The sequence below is a fragment of the Peribacillus phoenicis genome (assembly GCF_047238085.1).
GTDB lineage: Bacteria > Bacillota > Bacilli > Bacillales > DSM-1321 > Peribacillus.
The window spans coordinates 3,317,342-3,337,403 of record NZ_JBDFMF010000001.1 but is presented as its reverse complement, the minus strand read 5'-3'; the positions used below and the strand labels follow the sequence as shown (position 1 = coordinate 3,337,403).

Sequence of the window (20,062 nt, the reverse complement as noted above, 5' to 3'; positions counted from 1 at the left end):
CACCAATATTGCAAGGTGGAAAAATGATAAATGGCCGTATAGAAGATGAGAAAATTAATCAAATTCGTGAAGCTGTTGACATTGTTGATTTAATTGGGGAGTATGTCCAGTTGAAGAAGCAGGGGCGCAATTACTTTGGCCTATGTCCTTTTCATGGTGAAAACTCGCCCTCGTTTTCCGTTTCAACGGAAAAACAAATCTTTCACTGTTTTGGTTGCGGGGCAGGGGGGAATATTTTTACCTTCTTAATGGATATAGAAGGCTACAGCTTTGTGGAATCAGCAAAAGTTTTAGCTGAAAAAGGAAATGTTCCTTTGGATGTTGATATCAATAAGGATTCCAAGCGTTCTAACATGCCGGCAGGCTCGCAGCAAATGGTTGAGGCACATGACCTGCTGAGGAAGTTTTATCATCATCTCCTCGTTAATACGAAAGAGGGGCAGGATGCTCTCGAATATTTACTTAAACGCGGGTTTACTGAAGAAACGATAGAAAAGTTCCAAATTGGCTACTCTTTGGATTCATGGGATTTCGTGTCCAAGTTTCTTTTAAAACGCGGGTTTCCAGCGGAATACATGGAGCAGGCAGGGCTTATTATTTACAGGGAAAAAGACGAGTCATATTTTGACCGTTTCAGAAATAGAGTCATGTTTCCAATTATGGATCATCAAGGAAATACGATTGCGTTTTCAGGAAGAGCGATGGGGGACGACGAGCCCAAATATTTGAATAGTCCTGAAACGCCAATCTTTAATAAAAGTAAAACTTTATATAATTTCCATCATGCAAGACCACACATACGAAAGAAAGAACAAGCAGTCATTTTTGAAGGCTTTGCCGATTGCATTTCAGCTGTTGGCGCAGGTGTGGAGAATGCGGTCGCTACAATGGGTACTGCCCTGACGGACCAGCATATCCAGCTTTTAAAAAGAAATACTGACCAGATACTTATATGCTACGATTCGGACTCAGCAGGATTGAACGCTGCCAATCGTGCAGTTAATATGCTACAGGACCATGAATTTACCGTGAAAGTCGCTCTCATGCCTGATAACTTGGACCCCGATGACTACATAAAGGAATTCGGTGAAAAAAGCTTTGTTTCTGAAGTAATAGGGGCCAGTTTAACCTACATGGCATTCAAAATGCATTATTTGCGTCGAGGGAAAAATGTAAATAATGAAGGAGATCGAATTCAATATATCGAAGAAGTCCTTAAAGAAATTTCACGATTGCCAAATGCAGTGGAGAGGGATCATTATCTTCGGCAGCTATCCTCTGAATTTTCCCTATCATTGGATGCTCTGGAACAGCAGCAGCGTCAGGTGTTCTTTACGGAACGCAAGAAGGGGACACTGCCGCAGCCGGCAGCCCAAAAGCAAATGTCCCTGCAATATGAGCATAAATTAAAGCCTGCTCACCATAATGCTGAAATGAAGTTGATCGCCCATATGCTAAAAAGCAGGGATACGACTTTCAAAATTCAGCAATTGCTTGGACAAACGGTCTTTCATGTAGATGAACATCAGGCAATCATCACCTATTTATATGCGTTCTATGAAGATGGACACGAACCGGATACAAGCTTTTTCCTTACTTATTTACCGGATCCAAACTTGAGAAGGATCGTTTCGGAAATAGAAATGATGTCAGTTAATGAGGAAGTTACCGATAAAGAACTGACCGATTGTATAAATCAAGTGTTGAAATATGAAAAGTTGTTAAAGATAAAAGAAAAACAAGTTGAAGAAAAAGATGCAGTTAGGCGAAGTGATTATGTCACAGCTGCACAAATTGCCATGGAAATCATTAAATTGCGTAAAATGTTGTAGTCGTTTAGGTGTAAGTCCTGGAAGGAGGGGAACTAATGGCTGAAAAACCAGCACGTTCCAAACAAGTTGATAATGAATTTAGCCTTGAACAGGTGAAAGAAAAATTACTAGAGCTAGGTAAAAAACGAGGCTCCTTGACTTTAGAAAAAATCGCTGAAATGATTGGCGGTTTTGAATTGGATTCCGATCAAATGGATGAGTTCTATGAGGTGTTAGCAGAAAACGGCGTCGAAATACTCACTGATGGTGAGGAAGACGAGGATGAAGATGATCCGGATGAGAAGAAGCTTGCAAAAGAAGAAGAGTTTGACTTAAATGATTTAAGTGTTCCTCCTGGAGTTAAAATCAATGACCCAGTACGCATGTACCTAAAGGAAATTGGTCGGGTCGACCTTTTATCGGCAGAAGAGGAAATCTCTCTGGCGACGAGAATCGAGGATGGAGATGAAGAAGCGAAACGCCGTTTGGCAGAAGCTAATCTTCGTCTTGTTGTCAGTATCGCCAAGCGCTATGTCGGACGCGGAATGCTTTTCCTTGATTTGATTCAGGAAGGTAATATGGGACTTATCAAAGCAGTCGAAAAATTTGATTACCGCAAGGGATTCAAATTCAGTACGTATGCAACATGGTGGATTCGCCAAGCGATAACCCGTGCGATTGCCGACCAAGCAAGAACGATCCGGATACCGGTGCATATGGTGGAAACCATCAATAAATTGATCCGGGTCCAAAGACAGCTTCTTCAGGATTTAGGACGTGAACCTTCTCCGGAAGAAATTGCGGAGGATATGGACTTAACACCTGAAAAAGTTCGTGAAATCTTGAAAATAGCTCAGGAACCTGTTTCATTGGAAACGCCAATAGGTGAAGAAGACGATTCACATTTAGGTGATTTCATTGAAGATCAGGATGCAACTTCGCCATCGGAGCATGCAGCATATGAACTATTGAAAGAACAGCTTGAAGATGTATTGGATACTCTTACTGACCGTGAAGAGAACGTCTTGAGACTCCGCTTTGGACTTGATGATGGCCGCACCCGTACTCTTGAAGAGGTAGGGAAAGTATTTGGGGTCACCCGCGAGCGTATCCGTCAAATCGAAGCGAAAGCGCTGCGTAAACTGAGACATCCAAGCCGCAGCAAACGCCTGAAAGATTTCCTGGAATAGAATATATGCCCTTCACAGAGCCCTCTTTGAATGCCCAGCGTTCGGGAGCGGCTCTTTTTTTCAGTTTCGATGTAAAAATATCCTGCAAGAACAATAATTACCAATTGAATGTAAAAAATTTCAAAAGCTAAGTCGTTAAAAGAAATGATCATCATGAGGATGTGAGATTCATGGATGAGATGAGAAAGAAAATCATCATTCAAGAAATAAACTCCTGGAAGGAAAGTCGTATGCTTCCGGAGCAATATTGTAATTATCTGCTGGCATTATACTGTCAAGGCGAACTGCCGCCATCCAATTCGGCTAAAACCGGGAGCGTAAAAAACGACATCTTTTCCGGGTTGTTGATTGGGGCCCTTTTTGCATTTATTGTATTTTTGAATTATTTTACTGAAATACCCATAAGAATGCAAATGCTTATGACAACAATTTCAATTCTTGTCTTTGGGCTGGCGGTCCGCCGCTTTACCGGCAGGAAAATCATTTTTCAAATGGCCTTGATGGGAATGACGCTATCTTTGCTTTTATTAACTGTCAGCTTTGCCGAATTCATGGCACCCGGCCAAGTGAGTATCCTTTATATTTTCTTGTTCATTAATTGCGGACTCTGGATTTTAATGGGCAAAAAACTGAAGCTGCTCCATTTTTCCATAGCGGGATGCCTGGGAGCAATGATCACTCTTTACTTTTTTTTTAAGACATTCTAGCGGTTTTAATCAGTGGCTTTAGGGTATTATGAAATATATGTAAGAAAAAGTAAAACTGTTTGGAAATATACATAAGTTTTTGACAATTTTAAGAAATTATATAATATCTTCTATTTTTGGGCTTTTACTTGAAACTCTTTTCAAGTAAAATAATATATAGCTGTTTGTATATAATATTAAATATGGTAAGTTTAGGTTCTACATAGGGGAGGAAATACTATGAATCGCAATCCAGTAATGCCTTTTATTATTATCATGGTTTTTGGTATTGGACTTATGTTTTTACTTTCGTTTAAAGGTTTGGGTGATGCCAAAGATCTTGCTAAGGAAAAAGAGGGCGGCGAAAAGACAGAAGAAACAGAAAGTGCCTCAGCATCACCTGAGGACATCTATAAGCAAAACTGTATCTCTTGTCATGGTGATGCCTATCAAGGCGGCGTCGGACCTGCCCTAAAAGGTGTTGGCGATCGTCTGTCGGTGGACGAGGTCAAAGACGTGATCACTAATGGACGAGGTGGAATGCCACCAGGTTTAGTCGAAGAACAGAACATTGACGCCATGGCCGAATATATTCATGGACTGAAATAATTCATGAAACTGACTCAAGAAATCGTTGGAAAGCGAACTTTTTGAGTCAGTTTTTCATTTATTCAGAAAAGGAAGATTCCAGATGGAAAGTTTCTTCTGCCCACTGATAGAAAGAGTCCTTTTTCTCCTTTCTGTAATTTTTCGATTGAACTTGGTATAATCGAATGGGAAGCTAATTATAGTAAGAAATTATTTGAATTAAGAGAGTTGATAAATATGAATCATGAAAAACTATCGATGAGATTAGAACGTGTTGCCATACATATACCAAAAGGAAGCATCCTTGCAGATATAGGTTCCGACCATGCTTATTTGCCGTGCTATTCTGTGACTAACGGCTTGTGTGACAGCGCAATAGCAGGTGAGGTTGTAGAAGGGCCATATCAGTCAGCACGCAAGCAAGTTGCAATGACGGGGCTTGGGGACAAGATAGAGGTCCGTAAAGGAGACGGGCTTGAAGTATTGAAGCCCGATGAAGCGACTTGCATTACGATTGCAGGCATGGGAGGGACTTTAATATCAAGTATATTGGAAAGCGGAAAAGGGAAACTCGGCAAGGCAGAAAGGCTTATCCTTCAGCCTAATGTCGGTGCAGCGAATGTTCGCAGCTGGCTAATCGAAAACGGCTGGGAACTTAGTGGAGAGGAAATCCTTGAGGAAGATGGGAAAATCTATGAAATCTTAATTGCCGAAAAAGGGGACCCGCTCCGCCCTTATCGGGTAAACAAGCAAGCAGGCCTCACGTTCGGTCCATACTTAAAAGAGCAATTCAATGACATTTTCATAAAAAAATGGCAGCTAGAGAAAAAACATTTGGAGAGAATCATCGAACAATTGGATGAAAGCGGAAGAAGCGGACTGGAAACGAAGCGCAATGAATTAAAATCTCAAATTTCCGTAATTGAGGAGGTGCTTAAAGGTGAAGGCAGTTAATGGTCACAAAATCATTGAAACGTTTGAACAATTCTCCCCAAAGCATTATGCAATGGAGGGAGATCCGATCGGGCTGCATGTCGGTCAGCTCAATAAGCCGGTTACTAAAGTGCTGATTGCCCTTGATGTGCTGGAAGAGGTTGTAGACGAAGCGATAGAACATGGCGCGGAATTGATCATCGCCCATCATCCGCTTATTTACCGACCATTGAAAAGGATCGATACAAACACTGCTGGAGGCCGCATCATCGAAAAGCTGATCAAACATGATATCGCTGTTTATGCTGCGCATACCAATTTGGATGTCGCTAAGGGCGGAGTGAATGATTTACTTGCCGAAGCGCTGCAATTGCAGGACACAGAAGTATTGATTCCAACTACCGAGACAGCTCTAAAGAAATTGGTCGTATATGTTCCAAAGACCGACGCACAAAAGGTGAGGGAAGCCCTAGGTAAGGCAGGGGCCGGAGCGATCGGGAATTACAGCAATTGTTCGTTTTCCGGGGAAGGAACCGGACGCTTCTTGCCAGGTGATGGCAGTGAGCCGGTAATTGGCTCCCAAGGAAAGCTTGAAGAAGTAGCTGAAATGCGGGTCGAAACGATATTCCCGGAAAATATCGAGAAGAAAGTGCTATCTGCGATGATCAAAGCCCATCCATATGAGGAAGTTGCCCACGATATATATAAACTGGAGAATAAAGGGGAGTCTCTTGGCTTAGGGAAGATCGGTGTACTTCCAGAAGAAATGACACTTGAACAATTTTCCGAACATGTGAAGCGGACACTTGATGTTGAAAAGGTGCGTGTCGTTGGAGATTTGCAAAGCCCGATCAAAAAAGTGGCCGTGTTGGGCGGAGACGGCAATAAATACTTTACGACAGCGAAGTTCAAGGGAGCTGATGTATACGTTACAGGTGACATGTATTACCATACAGCCCATGACGCGATGATGCTTGGATTGAATATCGTGGATCCAGGCCACAATGTTGAAAAGGTGATGAAAAAAGGGGTGGCACGAATCCTTGAAAAAGTGTGCCGCGAAAAGAACTACGATGTGGAATTCATTCCATCCCGGCTGAATACAGACCCTTTCCGTTTCATTTAAAATAACACGAAAAAGGCAGCCATTAGTGGCTGCCTTTCTTTTTTGTGAAATCATTTTTTCACTTTAATTTTAGGTAAAATTTTATGCAATGGCGTTTTCTTTTCCGTATTCCAAGTCGATTCATCATTTGCTTCATATTGCTCCAGAAATGCGATAACTTCCTTCGTGATCGGAGTTGGTGTTGAAGCCCCTGAAGTGACGGCAACCGTTTCTGCATCTTTTAGCCATTCAAGGTTCAGCTCGGAAATGTCAGCGATCCGATAAGCTCTCGTGCCGGCAATCTCTTGGGAAACTTGTGCAAGGCGGTTTGAATTATTACTCTTGGGGTCTCCGACAACGATTAAAACATCAGCTTCGCCAGCTTGCTCGGCAACTGCTTCTTGGCGAACCTGTGTCGCTAAACAAATTTCCTTATGGACTTCGGCATGTGGAAACTTTTCCTTGACCTTATCCATGATATCCAATACATCCCATTGGCTCATCGTTGTTTGATTGGTGACAATGATCTTATCACTATTCAAAGTCAAGGCTTCCACATCTTCATCCTTTTGAACCAGGTGAACGACATCAGGAGCAACTCCGACAGCACCCTCTGGTTCCGGATGGCCTTTTTTGCCAATATAAATGATTTGATAGCCTTCCGCTTGTTTTTCCCGAATTAAGTCATGTGTTGCGGTAACATCGGGACATGTAGCATCGAGCGTGACAAGACCTTTTTTCTCGGCGATCTTCCTGATCTCAGGTGAAACGCCGTGAGCAGTAAAGATGACGGTTCCGCTGTCTACCTGTTCGATGATATCGTTGCGGTTGCTGCCGTCCAACGTGATGATGCCTTCTTCTTCAAACGCATCCGTCACATGTTTGTTATGCACAATCATTCCTAAAATGTAAATGGGACGTGGCAATGTTTTATCTAAAGCCGCATTACGGGCGATGACCATGGCATCGACAACGCCATAACAATAGCCGCGCGGTGAAATTTTAATCACTTTCATCTATGTGTCCTCCTTCAAGGCAAGAAACTCTCACTTTTTATACCTTTCTATTATATAAGACCATAGATGATATTACAAAACATCATATTTACATAAAATCAGTTATTGGTAAATTTTTTGCAGCCTTTAATTTGCAGCCTTTAAATATAAAGCTTAGGACCGGATGATCTTTCCCTTTTGGTTTCGGTACGGACTTGGGCGATGGGGTTAGCTTCTTTAGCTTTTTCTTTTTTCTTCGAATCCGTTTTTACCTCAATGTTTTTTTGTACCTCAACATTTGGCTCGCTTTCAACGGAAGCTTCCTGATCCTCGTTATCACCGGCTGATGAAATGCTCCGGAAAACTTTCCACATGGAAGGCAGGTTTTTAATCACTGGTCCGTATTGTTCCACCATGGGTGTGAATTGTTCCGCTGCTTGCAATACTTTTTGCGTGTTGGAAAGCATGTTATTAAGGGAATCGGGGTTTTTTAATGTTTCTAAGATACCGCCTCCGCTGCTTCTTGAAGAACTTTGGTTTGAGGACCCGGCTGGCGCAAACAAATTTTGCGATGCTGCTTTTTGTTTCGACTTACCGAGTATTTTTGCCAATAACCCTTCTTTCTTTGCTGGCGGCATCTCCTGCCGCTGCGGTTGGTTGAAAGGGCCGCGGAAACCTTGAGGGCCCTGAGGCACCTGCCGTCTGTTTTGTGCCATCGGCCGCTGCATCTGCTGATAAGGGGGGATTTGCGGTGACTGTCTGAATGGAGCAGGGTGCTGCTGCATCCTTCGGCCGTTGGGTGGCTGAAAACCGGGTCCGGGTTGACGATTTCTATTTGGGAACATAGGTTTCACCTCCTCAGATATTATATGCTGGTGTATTCTTCTATATAAATTATGCAACTCGACAAAAAAGGTTTGAGGAAAGAGTGACTGGGCAGTTGTGAAGTAACCGGAAAGAAGGTAAGATGGTAACGGTAGTCTTTTAGCTCCATGTCTGCGGGGGATACGCTATGACCAGGACAGGGGCTTTTCGTTTGCAAGAGTCCATTTTAAGAGAACTAACCTCAGCGCAAGCGCTATTGTTAAGTAAATGGGTCACAATGAAAAAAATGATGGCCTGCCCCATTATGGGTCAATCCCTATTTTCTTCACGAGCAACCCAGGCGCTTGCGCTTTTTGTGTAATCCAGCTTCAGCGCCTAGCTCGTTGTGAAAAAGATGATCGCCCTCATAAGGCAAAAAGCGCCTTATGGGTCAATCCCTATTTTCTTCACGAGCAACCCAGGCGCTTGCGCTTTTTGTGTAAAATTTATTATAATAACAGGACATGTCTAATGACTGACAGGATAAAGGAGTTTTTTGATGAAACAAAATCAATTTGAACGATTTAATTTGAAAAGCTACATTCTAGATGCGGTTCGTACTTTAGGGTTCGATAAGCCGACGGAAATTCAAGAGCGCGTGCTTCCGTCGCTTTTAAAGGGAAGTAGCTTAATTGGACAGTCGCAGACAGGAACAGGAAAGACACATTCCTATTTGCTGCCGATCATGAACAGGCTTGATGCCGGTAAGAATGAAGTTCAAGCGATTATTTCCGCACCAACCCGTGAGTTAGCGAACCAAATCTACAAAGAAGCTTTGAAAATTGCTGACCATTTCCCTGAGGATGAGCAGATTCAAGTCCGTTGTTTCATCGGTGGTACTGATAAACAGCGAATGATAGATAAATTGAAGACACAGCCGCAATTGGTAATCGGTACGCCGGGCCGGATCAAGGACTTGGTTGAAGCTCAGGCATTACAGGTGTATACAGCAAAAATGCTTGTAGTCGATGAAGCGGACCTTATGCTTGACATGGGCTTCATTGAAGATGTCGATTTATTTGCATCACGTATGGCAGAAAAAATTCAAATGCTTGTCTTTTCGGCAACCATCCCAGAAAAATTGAAGCCGTTTTTAAATAAATATATGGAGAATCCAAAGTATGTTCAAGTGAATCCCAAGCAGGCGACCGCTTCGAAAATTGAACATGTTCTTGTACCGATTCGCCACCGTAACAGAGAGCAATTACTTCATGATATCATCGTTCGTTATAATCCATATTTGGCGATTGTTTTCACGAACACAAAGAAAATGGCGGATCATGTGGCTAACTCCTTGATCGAAAAAGGATTGAATGTCGGCCGTATTCATGGTGATTTATCGCCTCGTGAGCGTAAAAAAATGATGAAGCAAATCAATGATTTGGAGTATCAATTCATCGTTGCGACAGATCTGGCTTCCCGTGGAATCGATATTGAAGGTGTAAGTCATATCATTAACTATGAATTGCCTTCAGATTTGGATTTTTATATCCATAGGACGGGAAGGACGGCTCGTGCCGGATATTCAGGCATTGCTACTACCATTTACGATACATCCGATGAAGATTCATTGAACCGCCTTGAAAAAATGGGCATTGAGTTCCGTGATGCCGATATCCAAAACGGTGATTGGGTTGATATCGACGAACGTAATAAACGGAAAAACCGTAAAAAACAAAAATCTGAAATCGATGTTAAAGCGAGCAGGCACGTCAAGAAGCCAACTAAAGTCAAGCCAGGATACAAGAAGAAAATTCAACGAGATGTGGAAAACTTTAAAAAACGCGAACGTCGTATACAGAGAAAGAAATAGGGGAGAAATCAGATGCTGAAGATTGGATCGCATGTTTCAATGAGCGGGAAAGGTATGCTTCTTGCTGCGAGTCAAGAAGCGGCTTCGTATGGCTCCAACACATTCATGATCTATACAGGGGCCCCTCAAAACACAAGACGTAAAAAAATCGAGGATTTAAATATCGAAGCCGGAAGACTGCATATGGAGGAGAATGGAATCAGCGATATCGTTGTCCATGCCCCGTATATCATTAATATTGGAAATACCACGAATCCAGCCACATACGAGCTTGGAGTCAACTTCTTACGCAGCGAAATCGATCGGACCGAAGCCATTGGCGCAAGGCAGATCGTACTTCATCCAGGTGCGCATGTTGGTGCAGGCAGTGAACTGGGAATCAAGAGAATCATCGAAGGTTTGAATGAGGTGCTGACTGCCGACGATAAAGTTCAGATTGCCCTTGAAACGATGGCGGGTAAAGGTTCTGAATGTGGCAGGTCTTTCGAAGAGCTGGCGATGATCATTGATGGTGTGACCCATAATGAAAAACTATCGGTTTGCTTCGATACTTGTCATACTCACGATGCCGGATATAATATCATCGAGGATTTTGATGGCGTACTGAATGAATTTGATAAATTGGTCGGTGTTGACCGCATCAAGGTCCTTCACATAAACGATAGCAAAAACGAACGCGGAACGCGCAAGGACCGACATGAAAACATTGGATTTGGTCATATTGGTTTTAAGGCGTTGAATGCTATTGTCCACCATCCGCAATTAAGCAGTGTTCCGAAAATCCTGGAAACACCTTATGTAGGGGAAGATAAAAAAGACAAAAAGGCACCATATAAATTTGAAATTGATATGTTCAAGAATAATCAATTTGATGAAGATCTATTGGATAAGATCAGATTTCAACAATAATCATAATAGGGACGATTCATCGAAAAAGATGAATCGTCCTTTCATTTGCATTAAGTATGCTCAAATAAAGACTGCAGCTGGCTTAAGAACTTTAAAAAGTGGAAGTAAGGTTGTTGAAGAGGGATTCTATTTCCCTGGCTGTGCTTGCTCCGGCAACTTTTGTAATTTGACCAAGCACGTTCTGTCTTTGACGTATATCAAAAATGTTAATATTTTTACCTGCTAGAAGTGCAGTGATATCCTGTGCTTGTTTTTGAGTAAGTGCAACCTTATGCTGTTTAGCAAGTGAAAGCAGTTCATCTGGGCGTATATTGTTGATTTTATGATTAACCATTATTTCAAATAATTTCAAACAATCTCCTCCTTTGTTAAAACATATGAAGGAGGAAGACGTATGTGAACATGAAACTTTGTTGATTATGGTAATTTGGTTCAGCTAACATTTTTTTTGTGGTTCAGGGCGTACCAAGCACGTGTTCAGAGGACCGGATTCTTTACATCTGGCCTTCTTTGATTTATACTAACGATTGTTAATCGTAATGATTCTTAAAAAATAGGTGATCTCTTTGGATAATGTAGTAAACCCCATAGTTAAATTTGAAGATATATCTTACAAATATACAAAAGATCTAGTGCTAGAACATGTTTCGCTTGAAATCCCTAGAGGGGCCTTCTTAGCAATCGTTGGGCCGAATGGATCCGGTAAGTCAACGCTTTTGAAGTTGCTGCTTGGTCTGTTCAAGCTCCAAAAGGGAAAAATTGAAATATTCGGGGAAGACATACGACGCTTTAAAGATTGGCAAAAGGTCGGTTTCGTTTCCCAAAAGGCGAACTCCTTCAACTCTGGGTTTCCTGCCACAGTATTTGAAGTCGTTCAGAGCGGGTTGACCAAAAAAATCGGCTTGTTTAAGTTTGCAGGCAAAGAGGATAAGCAAAAGGTGAAGAAGGCTCTGGAATCCGTGGATATGCTTGAATATCAGAACCGAAATATCGGGGAATTGTCCGGAGGCCAGCAGCAGAGGGTGTTCATTGCCCGTTCACTGGTCAGCGAACCGGAATTGATGATATTGGATGAGCCAACGGTTGGCGTTGATTCAAAAAACGTCCACCAATTTTATGAAATGCTTGAGATGTTGAATAAAAAATTAGGAATAACCCTGATTTTAGTAACTCATGATATTGGTACTGTGACCGATAAAGTCACACATGTCGCCTGTTTAAATAAAAAGCTTCATTTTCACGGGGATGCCTGTGAATATAATGAGTTGGATGAAGGTGAGCTCTCGTCCATTTATGGACATGGGGTCCAATTTTTAAATCATGATCATTAATATGTTTTGGAGGATAGCCCAATGATATCGGGGATATTGCAATTTGAATTTTTGCAGAACGCATTCTTGACAGGAATCATCATCGGAGCGATTGCGCCATTAGTGGGCGTTTTTGTCGTGGTAAGGCGGATGTCGATGATTTCCGATGCGCTAAGTCATGTAGCGCTAGCTGGGATAGCGTTTAGTTTATTGCTGCAGAAGAGCTTTCTATCTTTAGCAGGATTGAATCCACTTTATATAGGAATGGCGTTTTCTGTAGGTGGTTCATTATTCATTGAAAAATTAAGAGGGGTGTACAAGCATTATCAAGAGCTTGCAATCCCGATCATAATGTCAGGCGGCATGGGTCTTAGTGTCATTTTCATATCCATTGCAGATGGTTTCAATACGGATTTATACGGTTATTTATTCGGCAGTGTCAGCGCTGTCAGCCGGGCGGACTTATATGTCATTTTGGCAGTGGGGATAGTCGTAGCCTTGATGCTCACCCTATTGTATAAAGAATTATTTCTGTTATCTTTTGATGAAGAGCATGCGAAAGCGTCTGGGATACCTTATAAAGCGATTCATTTTATTTTTATTGTAATGGTCGCACTGGTCATTGCCGCTTCCATGAAAATCATTGGCATATTACTTGTTTCTTCCCTCATGACGCTCCCGGTAGCTGCTAGTCTCCGCTTTGCAAAGGGTTTTAAGCAGATGATTGGATATTCGGTCTTATTCGGTGAAGTATCCGTCATAGGCGGATTATTCTTATCATACAGCCTTGACCTCGCTCCTGGCGGGACCATTGTAATAATAGCTGTATTAATTCTCATCTTGTCAATTTTGTTTGATAAGTGGAAAAATCGATAGATGGGGTGATGTATTATGAACGTAACTACTGCCATGCAACTATTAAAAGATAAAGGTTTTAAGCATACAGGAAAGAGGGAAGAAATGCTTCAGCTTTTCTCTTCCAGCGATAAATATTTAACGGCCAAAGATGTATTGGAGAATATGAAGCAGGATTATCCAGGTTTAAGCTTCGATACGATTTACAGAAATCTTTCCTTATTTGTAGAACTGGGCATCTTTGAAGCGACCGAGTTGGAAGGGGAAAAGCGTTTTCGTTTTACTTGCGGTCATTCTTCCCACCATCACCACTTCATCTGTTTGAATTGTGGAAAAACGAAAGAAATCGAATTGTGCCCGATGCAGGAACTTCAGGAAAGCTTGAAGGACTACGATGTTTCGGGACATAAATTTGAAATTTACGGACGCTGTCCCGCATGTAGCGTATCTTTGGATGCATAAAAACCATTGACCTCCAGTCAATGGTTTTTTTCTTGTCTCATTTTATAGTTGCCGGTTGCCCTGACATCCAATTATTCACCCAGGCAGAGGCTTCTTGCCAATTGTTGACCCGAATCACCCTTTCAGGCACGGGATCTTGGTTGTAAGGAGTATTAAATAAAATCACGGGTATTTTACACTCTTCTGAAATCGCCACTGCATTATCGTGCTTGTCCTCTAAAAAGAGATCGACTTCGAATTTTTTGGCTGCAGCCACTTTATCGTGTGAGCCTACAAGCTCAATATGATCATATAGGACTTCATTCGACGTGAACCAATTTTTTGTTACATCCAATAAACGGTTGCTTCTGGCACTGATGAAATAAAGATTAGCTTGTTCTGTCCATTTTTCCAATACATCTTTCGCACCTTCAGCCAATAATGATTCGGAATAGATAAGTGGCTCGCTCTCAATGAACCATTTAGTGAAATCCTCTTTTGGAACATTCACGAAGGGGAATAAGTCATATTCGGTAATATCTTCATAAGCTAAATTCAGCTGAAAAGCTTTATTTAAAAAGGGGACCATGGAATCAGGTCTTGTAACAGTCCCGTCTATATCGATGCCAAAACGTTTTTTCATGATGAATCTCTCCTCATTTTCAGGTACTTGTAATAGTGTAACATATCCCATCATAGCTTTGGTAAAAACGCGTATTTATTTCCAAGACATGAAACCATTTTCACGATGGGTTCCGCGATTTTTACATACACTATAAATGCTTCACAAATGAAAGTGAGGGATGCACGAATGGAAAAAGATCAATACTCCAGTATTGACGATGAAATGCAATTGGCGAAAGAGGGCAGTGAACCAACCGTTGTGGATGATCAGCATCATGAGCGGTATTATAATGAAGATACACCTGAAGATGACAGACGATATGAAAGTGGTGGGACCATAACCAATATGGATAACCGGTATCAGGAAGAAACGTCTGCCGAAATTTCAACACCGCCTCAGCGAATCAGGTCATATAAAAATGATGAGCCTGCAGAGGATAATGGTTTTGGGGATGTGGCATCAAGAGGGAAAGCGATTGGTGTCATAGCTTTGATCATCTCCATTTTATCTTTATTCATGATGCCTTTCATTTTAGGGATTGTGGGTATCATTGTAGGGATAGTGGCCAGAAGCCGGGGATCGAACTTGGGTACTTGGGCGATCGTCATTGGTGCAATCTCCATCATCGTTGGCATATTCATCCTGCCGTTCTTTTAACATCAGTAAACCCTTTGATGTCATTTTCAAAAATGCATCAAAGGGTTTTTCAAATGGTATAAAACAAAAAATCCCGATAATGAAAATTCGGGATTCTTTGTTTTATTTATTTAGTAAAGCTGCAGCAGCTGCTTCGGCTCTTTGTTTTTCATAGTACTCTTCAGCGATTTTGTCAATTTCCTTTTTAAGTTCCTCGACCATCGTCTCTTCAGGCACTTTACGAACAATTTGACCTTTTCTAAACAGTAAACCTTCACCACGGGCTCCGGCAATGCCGATATCAGCCTCACGGGCTTCTCCAGGGCCGTTTACTGCACAACCAAGCACTGATACCTTGATTGGCGCTTTAACCGTCTGGATGTACTCTTCAACTTCATTGGCGATGGAAATCAAATCAATCTCGATTCGACCGCAAGTAGGGCACGAAATTAAAGTGGCCATGTTGGAAGCAAGGCCAAATACTTTTAGAAGCTCCCTTGCCACCTTCACCTCTTCGACAGGATCGGCACTTAAGGAAACACGCATCGTGCTTCCGATGCCCTGACTTAGGATGGCACCTAGTCCGGCAGCGCTTTTTACGGTTCCTGAAAACAGTGTACCTGATTCCGTGATCCCAAGATGTAGGGGATAATCGAATGCTTTTGAAGCTTTTTCATATGCCTCGATGGCTAAATTCACATCGGAAGCCTTCATGGAAACGATAATGTCATGAAAATCCAGATCTTCCAGGATCTTGATATGGTGTAAAGCACTTTCTACCATTCCATCAGCAGTCGGGAAGCCATATTTCTCGATGATTTTCTTCTCTAGAGAACCAGCATTGACCCCGATGCGAATTGGTATTCTTTTAGCCTTCGCAGCTTTCACTACTGCTTCAACCTTTTCACGGCGACCGATGTTACCAGGATTAATCCTGATTTTATCAGCTCCGCCCTCGATTGCCTTCAGAGCAAGTTTATAATCGAAATGAATATCGACTACAAGAGGGATGTTTATCCGTTTTTTTATCTCAGAGATTGCATCAGCTGCCCTTTCATCCGGACAGGCGACACGTACGATTTGACATCCAGCTTCTTCAAGGCGAAGAATCTCTGCAACCGTTGCTTCAACATCATGTGTTTTTGTCGTTGTCATGCTTTGTACAATAACTTCATTATTGCCGCCAATCGTTAAGTTTCCGACTTTAATTGGCCGCGTCTTGGTGCGATGTATGATTTCACTCAAGTGGAATTCTCTCCTTTAGGAAAAAATCAGTTTTGATTTTTATTTGTTTCTCTGAAATATTGTATCAATGTACATACCGCTTGACAAGGAAATAGGACGCATAATGTTTTTTTATCATGATAATTCTCCTAATTTATGGATACAACCAGTGCCGGGAAATCCCCTAAAAGGTTCTTGTGAAGGGGCAGATTCCTATTTTGGGGGTTATTTGTAAACGGGAATCTTATATGTTTTGCCAATCTGCATATCCTCGGGCTTCAATCCTTCATTCAAACTTTGAAAGTCAGTGATGATCGTTTCGATTGGCTGATTGGATTCGCCTTTTTCCGTTTCGACGATGGAAAGTAAGGTATCACCCGGTTTCATGGTAATTTCTTTATAAGCGGCAGATGGTGCGGATGCAGGCTGGCTGGCCGGGACGGCCGGTTCGCTTGTAGAGGCCGGTGGATTGGAAGCCGGCAGGGTACCCGTAGTCAAATCAAAATAAATAATAAATAAAGTGAAACAGAATGAGATAAAAAGCAGTAGCCGTTTCAATTTTCCATCCTCCCAAGCTTGTCTTTAATTCATCTATACTTGGAGGGGGCAAAAAATATGCCTAAAAATGGGCGATTTTTCAAATGGAATGTGAGAGTGACCATTCAAATTTTTCTATTTCAGTTGAGTAACATCCTTATTATTTGAATGAGTGTTAAGAAAGGAGCGAATTTCCTTTGGGGTCAGACCACTCTTTTTTGCCTCCGTTATGAGTAACAACCATTGTACATCAATATGACTCTCCTTCACGTCTATCACCTCTTAAATACTATTTCAACAATAAGTATAGGAATAACTTAGTGAGTATTTTGTCGAATTAAGTAGATATAAAAAATGATGACTGTAGTCATATACTGCAAAGGCATGTTTACCCGATTTTATGCTTAAGCAAAAAGAGCCGGACCAGGTGGTCGAATCTCAGTTTGCAGACAAGTGGGGTTCTATCTGAATTTTAAACAAGTTGATTGGAACGGGTGTGCGAGATCCCTGTGGGAAAAACGTGTCTTAGGGAGACCCCGCAGGCGCAAAGACCGCCCTGGTTCCAATCACGAATTTTACAAAGCCTTAAAAGACTGTAGGCAAACTCGATTCTCATCGAGTTTGCCTACAGTCTGAGTCCATTCTTGTAAATTTCAATTTCCGATCTTATTGGTTGATGTTTCTTTTATGGATAAATATAACATCATCAATGTCACAAACCAGCTAATGATGGAAGCGAACGGTACCATTGCTTGAAAAGCATCCATGATGGTGAAGAATACGGTGGCAAGCGTTATGCTGTAAGCACCGATTCTCCATAGATGCCTATAGGAAAGAGGACGGCCAAGAGCATTTTTGAAAAAAAGAACCGAAAGCGGCAAGGATTGTCACTTTAATGAAGATTCCAGTAGCAGTAAACAGGTATAATATAAGTAGAAGCAATGGAAGGATGATAGGCAGAACAGATTCAACTGAATCAAGCCAAGTGGATATTTCCTGATTATCTCCCTCCAGAACTGAATATGGAGAGGATTGCACGTTGCCTCCGGATACGAAAACCAGATCAGACTTTAAAAGTGCGACAGCTTCATCAGCTTTTGCGGCTACTTCTTCCGGGGTCAAGGCTCCCGTGCCATCTACAAAAATTTGATATCCGTTTTTATTCAGGCTAAATGGCTTATCTTGTTCAGTTGTCAACGTGCCATTTTTGATTTCAAATGCCGGTAAGTCTTCGGATACTGTTTCGTGCATGGCATCTATCCCGTCAACTATCATTGTCCCAAAATAAAAAGCTGAAGGGAGAAAGGCGATGAGACTTATAAAGAAAACGAATAAAATCGTTTTCCCGATACCTTGGTTTTGAAAGGAAGCGATATCTTTAGGAGAATACAAGCTTACCCATAGTTGTTTGAATATGTTCAATGTTTTCAGCACCTAACTATATAAGATTCCTAACCAATTTTAACTATACGGGAAAAATAAAACAACCTGTATTCTGCTTCATTGGTTTTAACCATCAGTAATGAGGTAATTATGGAGAGATAAAGTCAAATTATATATCAAATGAGAAAGGGGAGTTTTAGTAATGGATACACTATTTTGGATAATAATTACCCTCATGTTCATAATGGGGTTTGTCGGTCTGATTTTTCCAATCATCCCAAGTGTTTTATTCATTTTCGGCGGAATATTGCTCTATGGACTATTTTATTCTTTTGAACCATTTGGCTGGTTTTTCTGGACGGTCCAAATTTTATTCGTCATCCTTTTATTCGCAGCTGATTATATTGCGAACATGGTCGGGGTCAAAAAGTATGGAGGCACGAAAGCGGGAATTTGGGGCAGTACGATTGGGCTTCTGGTCGGGCCATTCGTGATCCCGTTCCTCGGAATACTAATAGGACCATTCATCGGGGCATTCCTGGCAGAAATCATAGTACATAAAAAAGACCCGGTTACTGCTTCGAAAATCGGCCTTGGTTCCGTTGTAGGCTTTATAAGCAGCGTCATTACAAAAGGCATCATCCAACTTCTGATGATTGGATATTTTCTATTCGTGGTATTCTCATAGGAAATATAATCGAAAAATGAAAAATTGAGGCATAAGGTTTGAAACGGTTACAAAAATTTGATACTCTATTTCTAGCGAGCTTTAGGTATCTTTCGAGAACTGAAGCCCTCAAAAAAAAAAGCTTACATAGGGAGGAATTTTATTATGGCTTTTGAACTTCCACAATTACCGTATGCATATGATGCATTAGAACCACACATCGACAAAGAAACAATGAACATTCACCACACTAAACATCACAACACATATGTGACAAACCTGAACAATGCCCTAGAAGGTAACCAAGAACTTCTAAGCAAAAGCGTTGAAGAAATCGTCGCTAACCTTGACGCAGTACCTGAATCTGTTCGTACTGCTGTACGCAACAATGGTGGCGGACATGCTAACCACACTTTATTCTGGGAAATCCTTTCACCTAACGGCGGCGGACAACCGACTGGTGAATTAGCGGATGCTATCACTTCAAAATTCGGAAGCTTTGACAGCTTTAAAGAAGAGTTCGCTAAAGCGGCTACTACTCGTTTTGGATCTGGCTGGGCTTGGCTTGCAGTCAACAATGGCGAGTTGGAAGTAACAAGTACACCAAACCAAGACAATCCATTATCAGAAGGTAAAACTCCGCTTCTTGGATTGGACGTTTGGGAACATGCATACTACCTAAACTATCAAAACCGTCGTCCTGAATACATCAATTCTTTCTGGAATGTTGTAAACTGGGATGAGGTTGCAAAACGTTACAGCGCTGCAAAATAATTTGTAATTAAAAAGACAGGATTCCTTTGGTGAAAAGGAATCCTGTCTTTTTTTGTTTCTTTTATCCGAACGGGAACATTAAAGAAAACAATATAAAGGCAACTCGTATTGCTGTTTCGCCAAAAGAAGTGAAAGAAATTCACGAGTAAAAACTGCGAATTCCAAGTAAAAGCTACTAATTTACGAGAAACGCACAAATTCACGAGTAAACTCTTCAAATTCACGAGTAAAAGCTCAAAACTCACGAGTAATAGCATCAAATTCACGAGTAAAAGTTCAAAACTCACGAGTAAAGGCCCAAATTCACAAGTAAACACTCCAATTCCTGAGTGAAATCTCGAAACTCACGAGTAAAATCCTAAAACTTACGAGTAAAAGCATCGAATTCACGAGTAAACACTCCAAATTCAAACATCCCCTTCGTCTCCGCCGGTCGAAGAGTTTTCCACTGTTTCTGTTCAAGTTCAAAAGGAAAACAGTATAAGGGCAACTACTTCTCTGTCTTCGCCAATCGAAGAGTTTTCTTTATACTGTTCTTGAATTAACAGGGAAGAGCTTTTAAGGAAAACAGTGTAAGTGCAACTACTTCTCTGTCTTCGCCAATCGAAGAGTTTTCTTTATACTGTTCTTGAATTAACAGGGAAGAGCTTTTAAGGAAAACAGTATAAGTGCAACTACTTCTCTGACTTCGCCAATCGAAGAGTTTTCTTTACCTT

23 protein-coding genes are annotated in these 20,062 nt (G+C 41.5%); 14 read left to right on the top strand and 9 right to left on the bottom strand.

Annotated elements, in window-relative coordinates:
* Positions 1-26 precede the first annotated feature (26 nt).
* The 6 genes from dnaG to ABC374_RS16320 all read left to right on the top strand — a co-directional run bounded on the left by dnaG (position 27) and on the right by ABC374_RS16320 (position 6,334).
* Positions 27-1,832, top strand: coding sequence for a DNA primase (dnaG, locus tag ABC374_RS16345; RefSeq protein ID WP_350302912.1), 1,806 nt, complete (start codon positions 27-29; stop codon positions 1,830-1,832).
* 35 nt (positions 1,833-1,867) lie between these two features.
* The gene (gene rpoD, locus ABC374_RS16340; protein ID WP_034308477.1) at positions 1,868-3,001 is read left to right on the top strand and encodes an RNA polymerase sigma factor RpoD; all 1,134 of its coding nucleotides are present in this window, start codon (positions 1,868-1,870) and stop codon (positions 2,999-3,001) included.
* Between the two features lie 170 nt (positions 3,002-3,171).
* Positions 3,172-3,708 carry a hypothetical protein gene (locus tag ABC374_RS16335; RefSeq protein WP_413018935.1) on the top strand — a complete coding sequence of 179 codons (537 nt, stop codon included), beginning with the start codon at positions 3,172-3,174 and terminating at the stop codon, positions 3,706-3,708.
* Between the two features lie 219 nt (positions 3,709-3,927).
* Positions 3,928-4,296, top strand: a complete 369-nt coding sequence (gene cccA / locus ABC374_RS16330; RefSeq protein WP_095389799.1) for a cytochrome c550 — start codon at positions 3,928-3,930, stop codon at positions 4,294-4,296.
* A 216-nt stretch (positions 4,297-4,512) separates the two neighbouring features.
* Positions 4,513-5,229 carry a tRNA (adenine(22)-N(1))-methyltransferase gene (locus ABC374_RS16325; protein ID WP_413018932.1) on the top strand — a complete coding sequence of 239 codons (717 nt, stop codon included), beginning with the start codon at positions 4,513-4,515 and terminating at the stop codon, positions 5,227-5,229.
* Positions 5,216-6,334 (top strand): Nif3-like dinuclear metal center hexameric protein, encoded by a 1,119-nt coding sequence (locus ABC374_RS16320; protein WP_413018930.1) that lies wholly within the window; start codon positions 5,216-5,218, stop codon positions 6,332-6,334. Before ABC374_RS16325 ends, ABC374_RS16320 begins: the two co-directional genes overlap by 14 nt.
* A 50-nt stretch (positions 6,335-6,384) precedes the next feature.
* Here the strand turns inward: ABC374_RS16320 and ABC374_RS16315 are convergent, their stop codons facing one another.
* Entirely contained in the window at positions 6,385-7,329 is a 945-nt protein-coding gene (locus ABC374_RS16315) for a 4-hydroxy-3-methylbut-2-enyl diphosphate reductase (protein ID WP_048685698.1), read from the bottom strand.
* A 140-nt stretch (positions 7,330-7,469) separates the two neighbouring features.
* The gene (vrrA, locus tag ABC374_RS16310; RefSeq protein WP_413018928.1) at positions 7,470-8,153 is read right to left on the bottom strand and encodes a VrrA/YqfQ family protein; all 684 of its coding nucleotides are present in this window, start codon (positions 8,151-8,153) and stop codon (positions 7,470-7,472) included.
* A 518-nt stretch (positions 8,154-8,671) separates the two neighbouring features.
* On the opposite strand from vrrA, the gene ABC374_RS16305 reads away from it, so the two are divergent.
* Positions 8,672-9,985 (top strand): DEAD/DEAH box helicase, encoded by a 1,314-nt coding sequence (locus ABC374_RS16305; protein ID WP_413018926.1) that lies wholly within the window; start codon positions 8,672-8,674, stop codon positions 9,983-9,985.
* A gap of 12 nt (positions 9,986-9,997) precedes the next feature.
* Positions 9,998-10,894, top strand: coding sequence for a deoxyribonuclease IV (locus ABC374_RS16300; RefSeq protein ID WP_350299491.1), 897 nt, complete (start codon positions 9,998-10,000; stop codon positions 10,892-10,894).
* Between the two features lie 91 nt (positions 10,895-10,985).
* Here ABC374_RS16300 and ABC374_RS16295 read toward each other — a convergent pair whose 3' ends face one another.
* On the bottom strand, positions 10,986-11,246 hold the full coding sequence (locus ABC374_RS16295; RefSeq protein WP_413018923.1) for a DUF2624 family protein: 261 nt from the start codon (positions 11,244-11,246) through the stop codon (positions 10,986-10,988).
* A gap of 214 nt (positions 11,247-11,460) precedes the next feature.
* Between ABC374_RS16295 and ABC374_RS16290 the strand changes: the two genes are divergently transcribed.
* The 3 genes from ABC374_RS16290 to ABC374_RS16280 are packed head-to-tail and all read left to right on the top strand — an operon-like array spanning position 11,461 to position 13,521.
* Entirely contained in the window at positions 11,461-12,225 is a 765-nt protein-coding gene (locus tag ABC374_RS16290; protein ID WP_413018921.1) for a metal ABC transporter ATP-binding protein, read from the top strand.
* A 21-nt stretch (positions 12,226-12,246) separates the two neighbouring features.
* Positions 12,247-13,080: a metal ABC transporter permease gene (locus tag ABC374_RS16285; RefSeq protein ID WP_350299490.1), complete on the top strand. Its 834-nt coding sequence runs from the start codon at positions 12,247-12,249 to the stop codon at positions 13,078-13,080.
* A gap of 15 nt (positions 13,081-13,095) precedes the next feature.
* Positions 13,096-13,521: a Fur family transcriptional regulator gene (locus tag ABC374_RS16280; protein ID WP_101222584.1), complete on the top strand. Its 426-nt coding sequence runs from the start codon at positions 13,096-13,098 to the stop codon at positions 13,519-13,521.
* Between the two features lie 37 nt (positions 13,522-13,558).
* Here the strand turns inward: ABC374_RS16280 and ABC374_RS16275 are convergent, their stop codons facing one another.
* Positions 13,559-14,143 carry a 5' nucleotidase, NT5C type gene (locus ABC374_RS16275; protein ID WP_350299489.1) on the bottom strand — a complete coding sequence of 195 codons (585 nt, stop codon included), beginning with the start codon at positions 14,141-14,143 and terminating at the stop codon, positions 13,559-13,561.
* Positions 14,144-14,311: 168 nt separating this feature from the next.
* On the opposite strand from ABC374_RS16275, the gene ABC374_RS16270 reads away from it, so the two are divergent.
* Entirely contained in the window at positions 14,312-14,782 is a 471-nt protein-coding gene (locus ABC374_RS16270) for a DUF4190 domain-containing protein (RefSeq protein ID WP_413018918.1), read from the top strand.
* A gap of 102 nt (positions 14,783-14,884) precedes the next feature.
* Here the strand turns inward: ABC374_RS16270 and ispG are convergent, their stop codons facing one another.
* From ispG to ABC374_RS16245, 5 genes are all read right to left on the bottom strand, one after another.
* On the bottom strand, positions 14,885-15,997 hold the full coding sequence (ispG, locus tag ABC374_RS16265; protein WP_413020383.1) for a flavodoxin-dependent (E)-4-hydroxy-3-methylbut-2-enyl-diphosphate synthase: 1,113 nt from the start codon (positions 15,995-15,997) through the stop codon (positions 14,885-14,887).
* Positions 15,998-16,210: 213 nt separating this feature from the next.
* Positions 16,211-16,543 carry a hypothetical protein gene (locus tag ABC374_RS16260; RefSeq protein ID WP_413018916.1) on the bottom strand — a complete coding sequence of 111 codons (333 nt, stop codon included), beginning with the start codon at positions 16,541-16,543 and terminating at the stop codon, positions 16,211-16,213.
* A 114-nt stretch (positions 16,544-16,657) separates the two neighbouring features.
* Positions 16,658-16,792, bottom strand: coding sequence for an anti-repressor SinI family protein (locus ABC374_RS16255; RefSeq protein ID WP_241665149.1), 135 nt, complete (start codon positions 16,790-16,792; stop codon positions 16,658-16,660).
* 383 nt (positions 16,793-17,175) lie between these two features.
* A complete protein-coding gene (locus tag ABC374_RS16250; protein ID WP_413018913.1) occupies positions 17,176-17,403 on the bottom strand; it encodes a DUF1189 family protein in 228 nt (75 codons plus the stop codon).
* The gene (locus tag ABC374_RS16245) at positions 17,348-17,944 is read right to left on the bottom strand and encodes a DUF1189 domain-containing protein (RefSeq protein WP_413018911.1); all 597 of its coding nucleotides are present in this window, start codon (positions 17,942-17,944) and stop codon (positions 17,348-17,350) included. The genes ABC374_RS16250 and ABC374_RS16245 overlap by 56 nt, the downstream gene beginning before the upstream one ends.
* 163 nt (positions 17,945-18,107) lie before the next feature.
* Here ABC374_RS16245 and ABC374_RS16240 point away from each other — a divergent pair, with 163 nt between their 5' ends.
* A complete protein-coding gene (locus ABC374_RS16240) occupies positions 18,108-18,593 on the top strand; it encodes a DUF456 domain-containing protein (protein ID WP_350299485.1) in 486 nt (161 codons plus the stop codon).
* A 144-nt stretch (positions 18,594-18,737) separates the two neighbouring features.
* Positions 18,738-19,346 (top strand): superoxide dismutase SodA, encoded by a 609-nt coding sequence (gene sodA / locus ABC374_RS16235; protein WP_350299484.1) that lies wholly within the window; start codon positions 18,738-18,740, stop codon positions 19,344-19,346.
* Positions 19,347-20,062 lie beyond the last annotated feature (716 nt).

What these genes read in the sequence shown, in the direction of transcription:
- ABC374_RS16325 (WP_413018932.1), top strand. Translation starts at nt 4,513, where the DNA reads ATGAATCATGAAAAACTATCGATGAGATTAGAACGTGTTGCCATACAT.
- ABC374_RS16315 (WP_048685698.1), bottom strand. Translation starts at nt 7,329, where the DNA reads ATGAAAGTGATTAAAATTTCACCGCGCGGCTATTGTTATGGCGTTGTC.
- ABC374_RS16335 (WP_413018935.1), top strand. Translation starts at nt 3,172, where the DNA reads ATGGATGAGATGAGAAAGAAAATCATCATTCAAGAAATAAACTCCTGG.
- ABC374_RS16240 (WP_350299485.1), top strand. Translation starts at nt 18,108, where the DNA reads ATGGATACACTATTTTGGATAATAATTACCCTCATGTTCATAATGGGG.
- ABC374_RS16305 (WP_413018926.1), top strand. Translation starts at nt 8,672, where the DNA reads ATGAAACAAAATCAATTTGAACGATTTAATTTGAAAAGCTACATTCTA.
- ABC374_RS16285 (WP_350299490.1), top strand. Translation starts at nt 12,247, where the DNA reads ATGATATCGGGGATATTGCAATTTGAATTTTTGCAGAACGCATTCTTG.
- vrrA (WP_413018928.1), bottom strand. Translation starts at nt 8,153, where the DNA reads ATGTTCCCAAATAGAAATCGTCAACCCGGACCCGGTTTTCAGCCACCC.
- ABC374_RS16280 (WP_101222584.1), top strand. Translation starts at nt 13,096, where the DNA reads ATGAACGTAACTACTGCCATGCAACTATTAAAAGATAAAGGTTTTAAG.
- ABC374_RS16270 (WP_413018918.1), top strand. Translation starts at nt 14,312, where the DNA reads ATGGAAAAAGATCAATACTCCAGTATTGACGATGAAATGCAATTGGCG.
- cccA (WP_095389799.1), top strand. Translation starts at nt 3,928, where the DNA reads ATGAATCGCAATCCAGTAATGCCTTTTATTATTATCATGGTTTTTGGT.
- sodA (WP_350299484.1), top strand. Translation starts at nt 18,738, where the DNA reads ATGGCTTTTGAACTTCCACAATTACCGTATGCATATGATGCATTAGAA.
- rpoD (WP_034308477.1), top strand. Translation starts at nt 1,868, where the DNA reads ATGGCTGAAAAACCAGCACGTTCCAAACAAGTTGATAATGAATTTAGC.
- ABC374_RS16275 (WP_350299489.1), bottom strand. Translation starts at nt 14,143, where the DNA reads ATGAAAAAACGTTTTGGCATCGATATAGACGGGACTGTTACAAGACCT.
- ABC374_RS16300 (WP_350299491.1), top strand. Translation starts at nt 9,998, where the DNA reads ATGCTGAAGATTGGATCGCATGTTTCAATGAGCGGGAAAGGTATGCTT.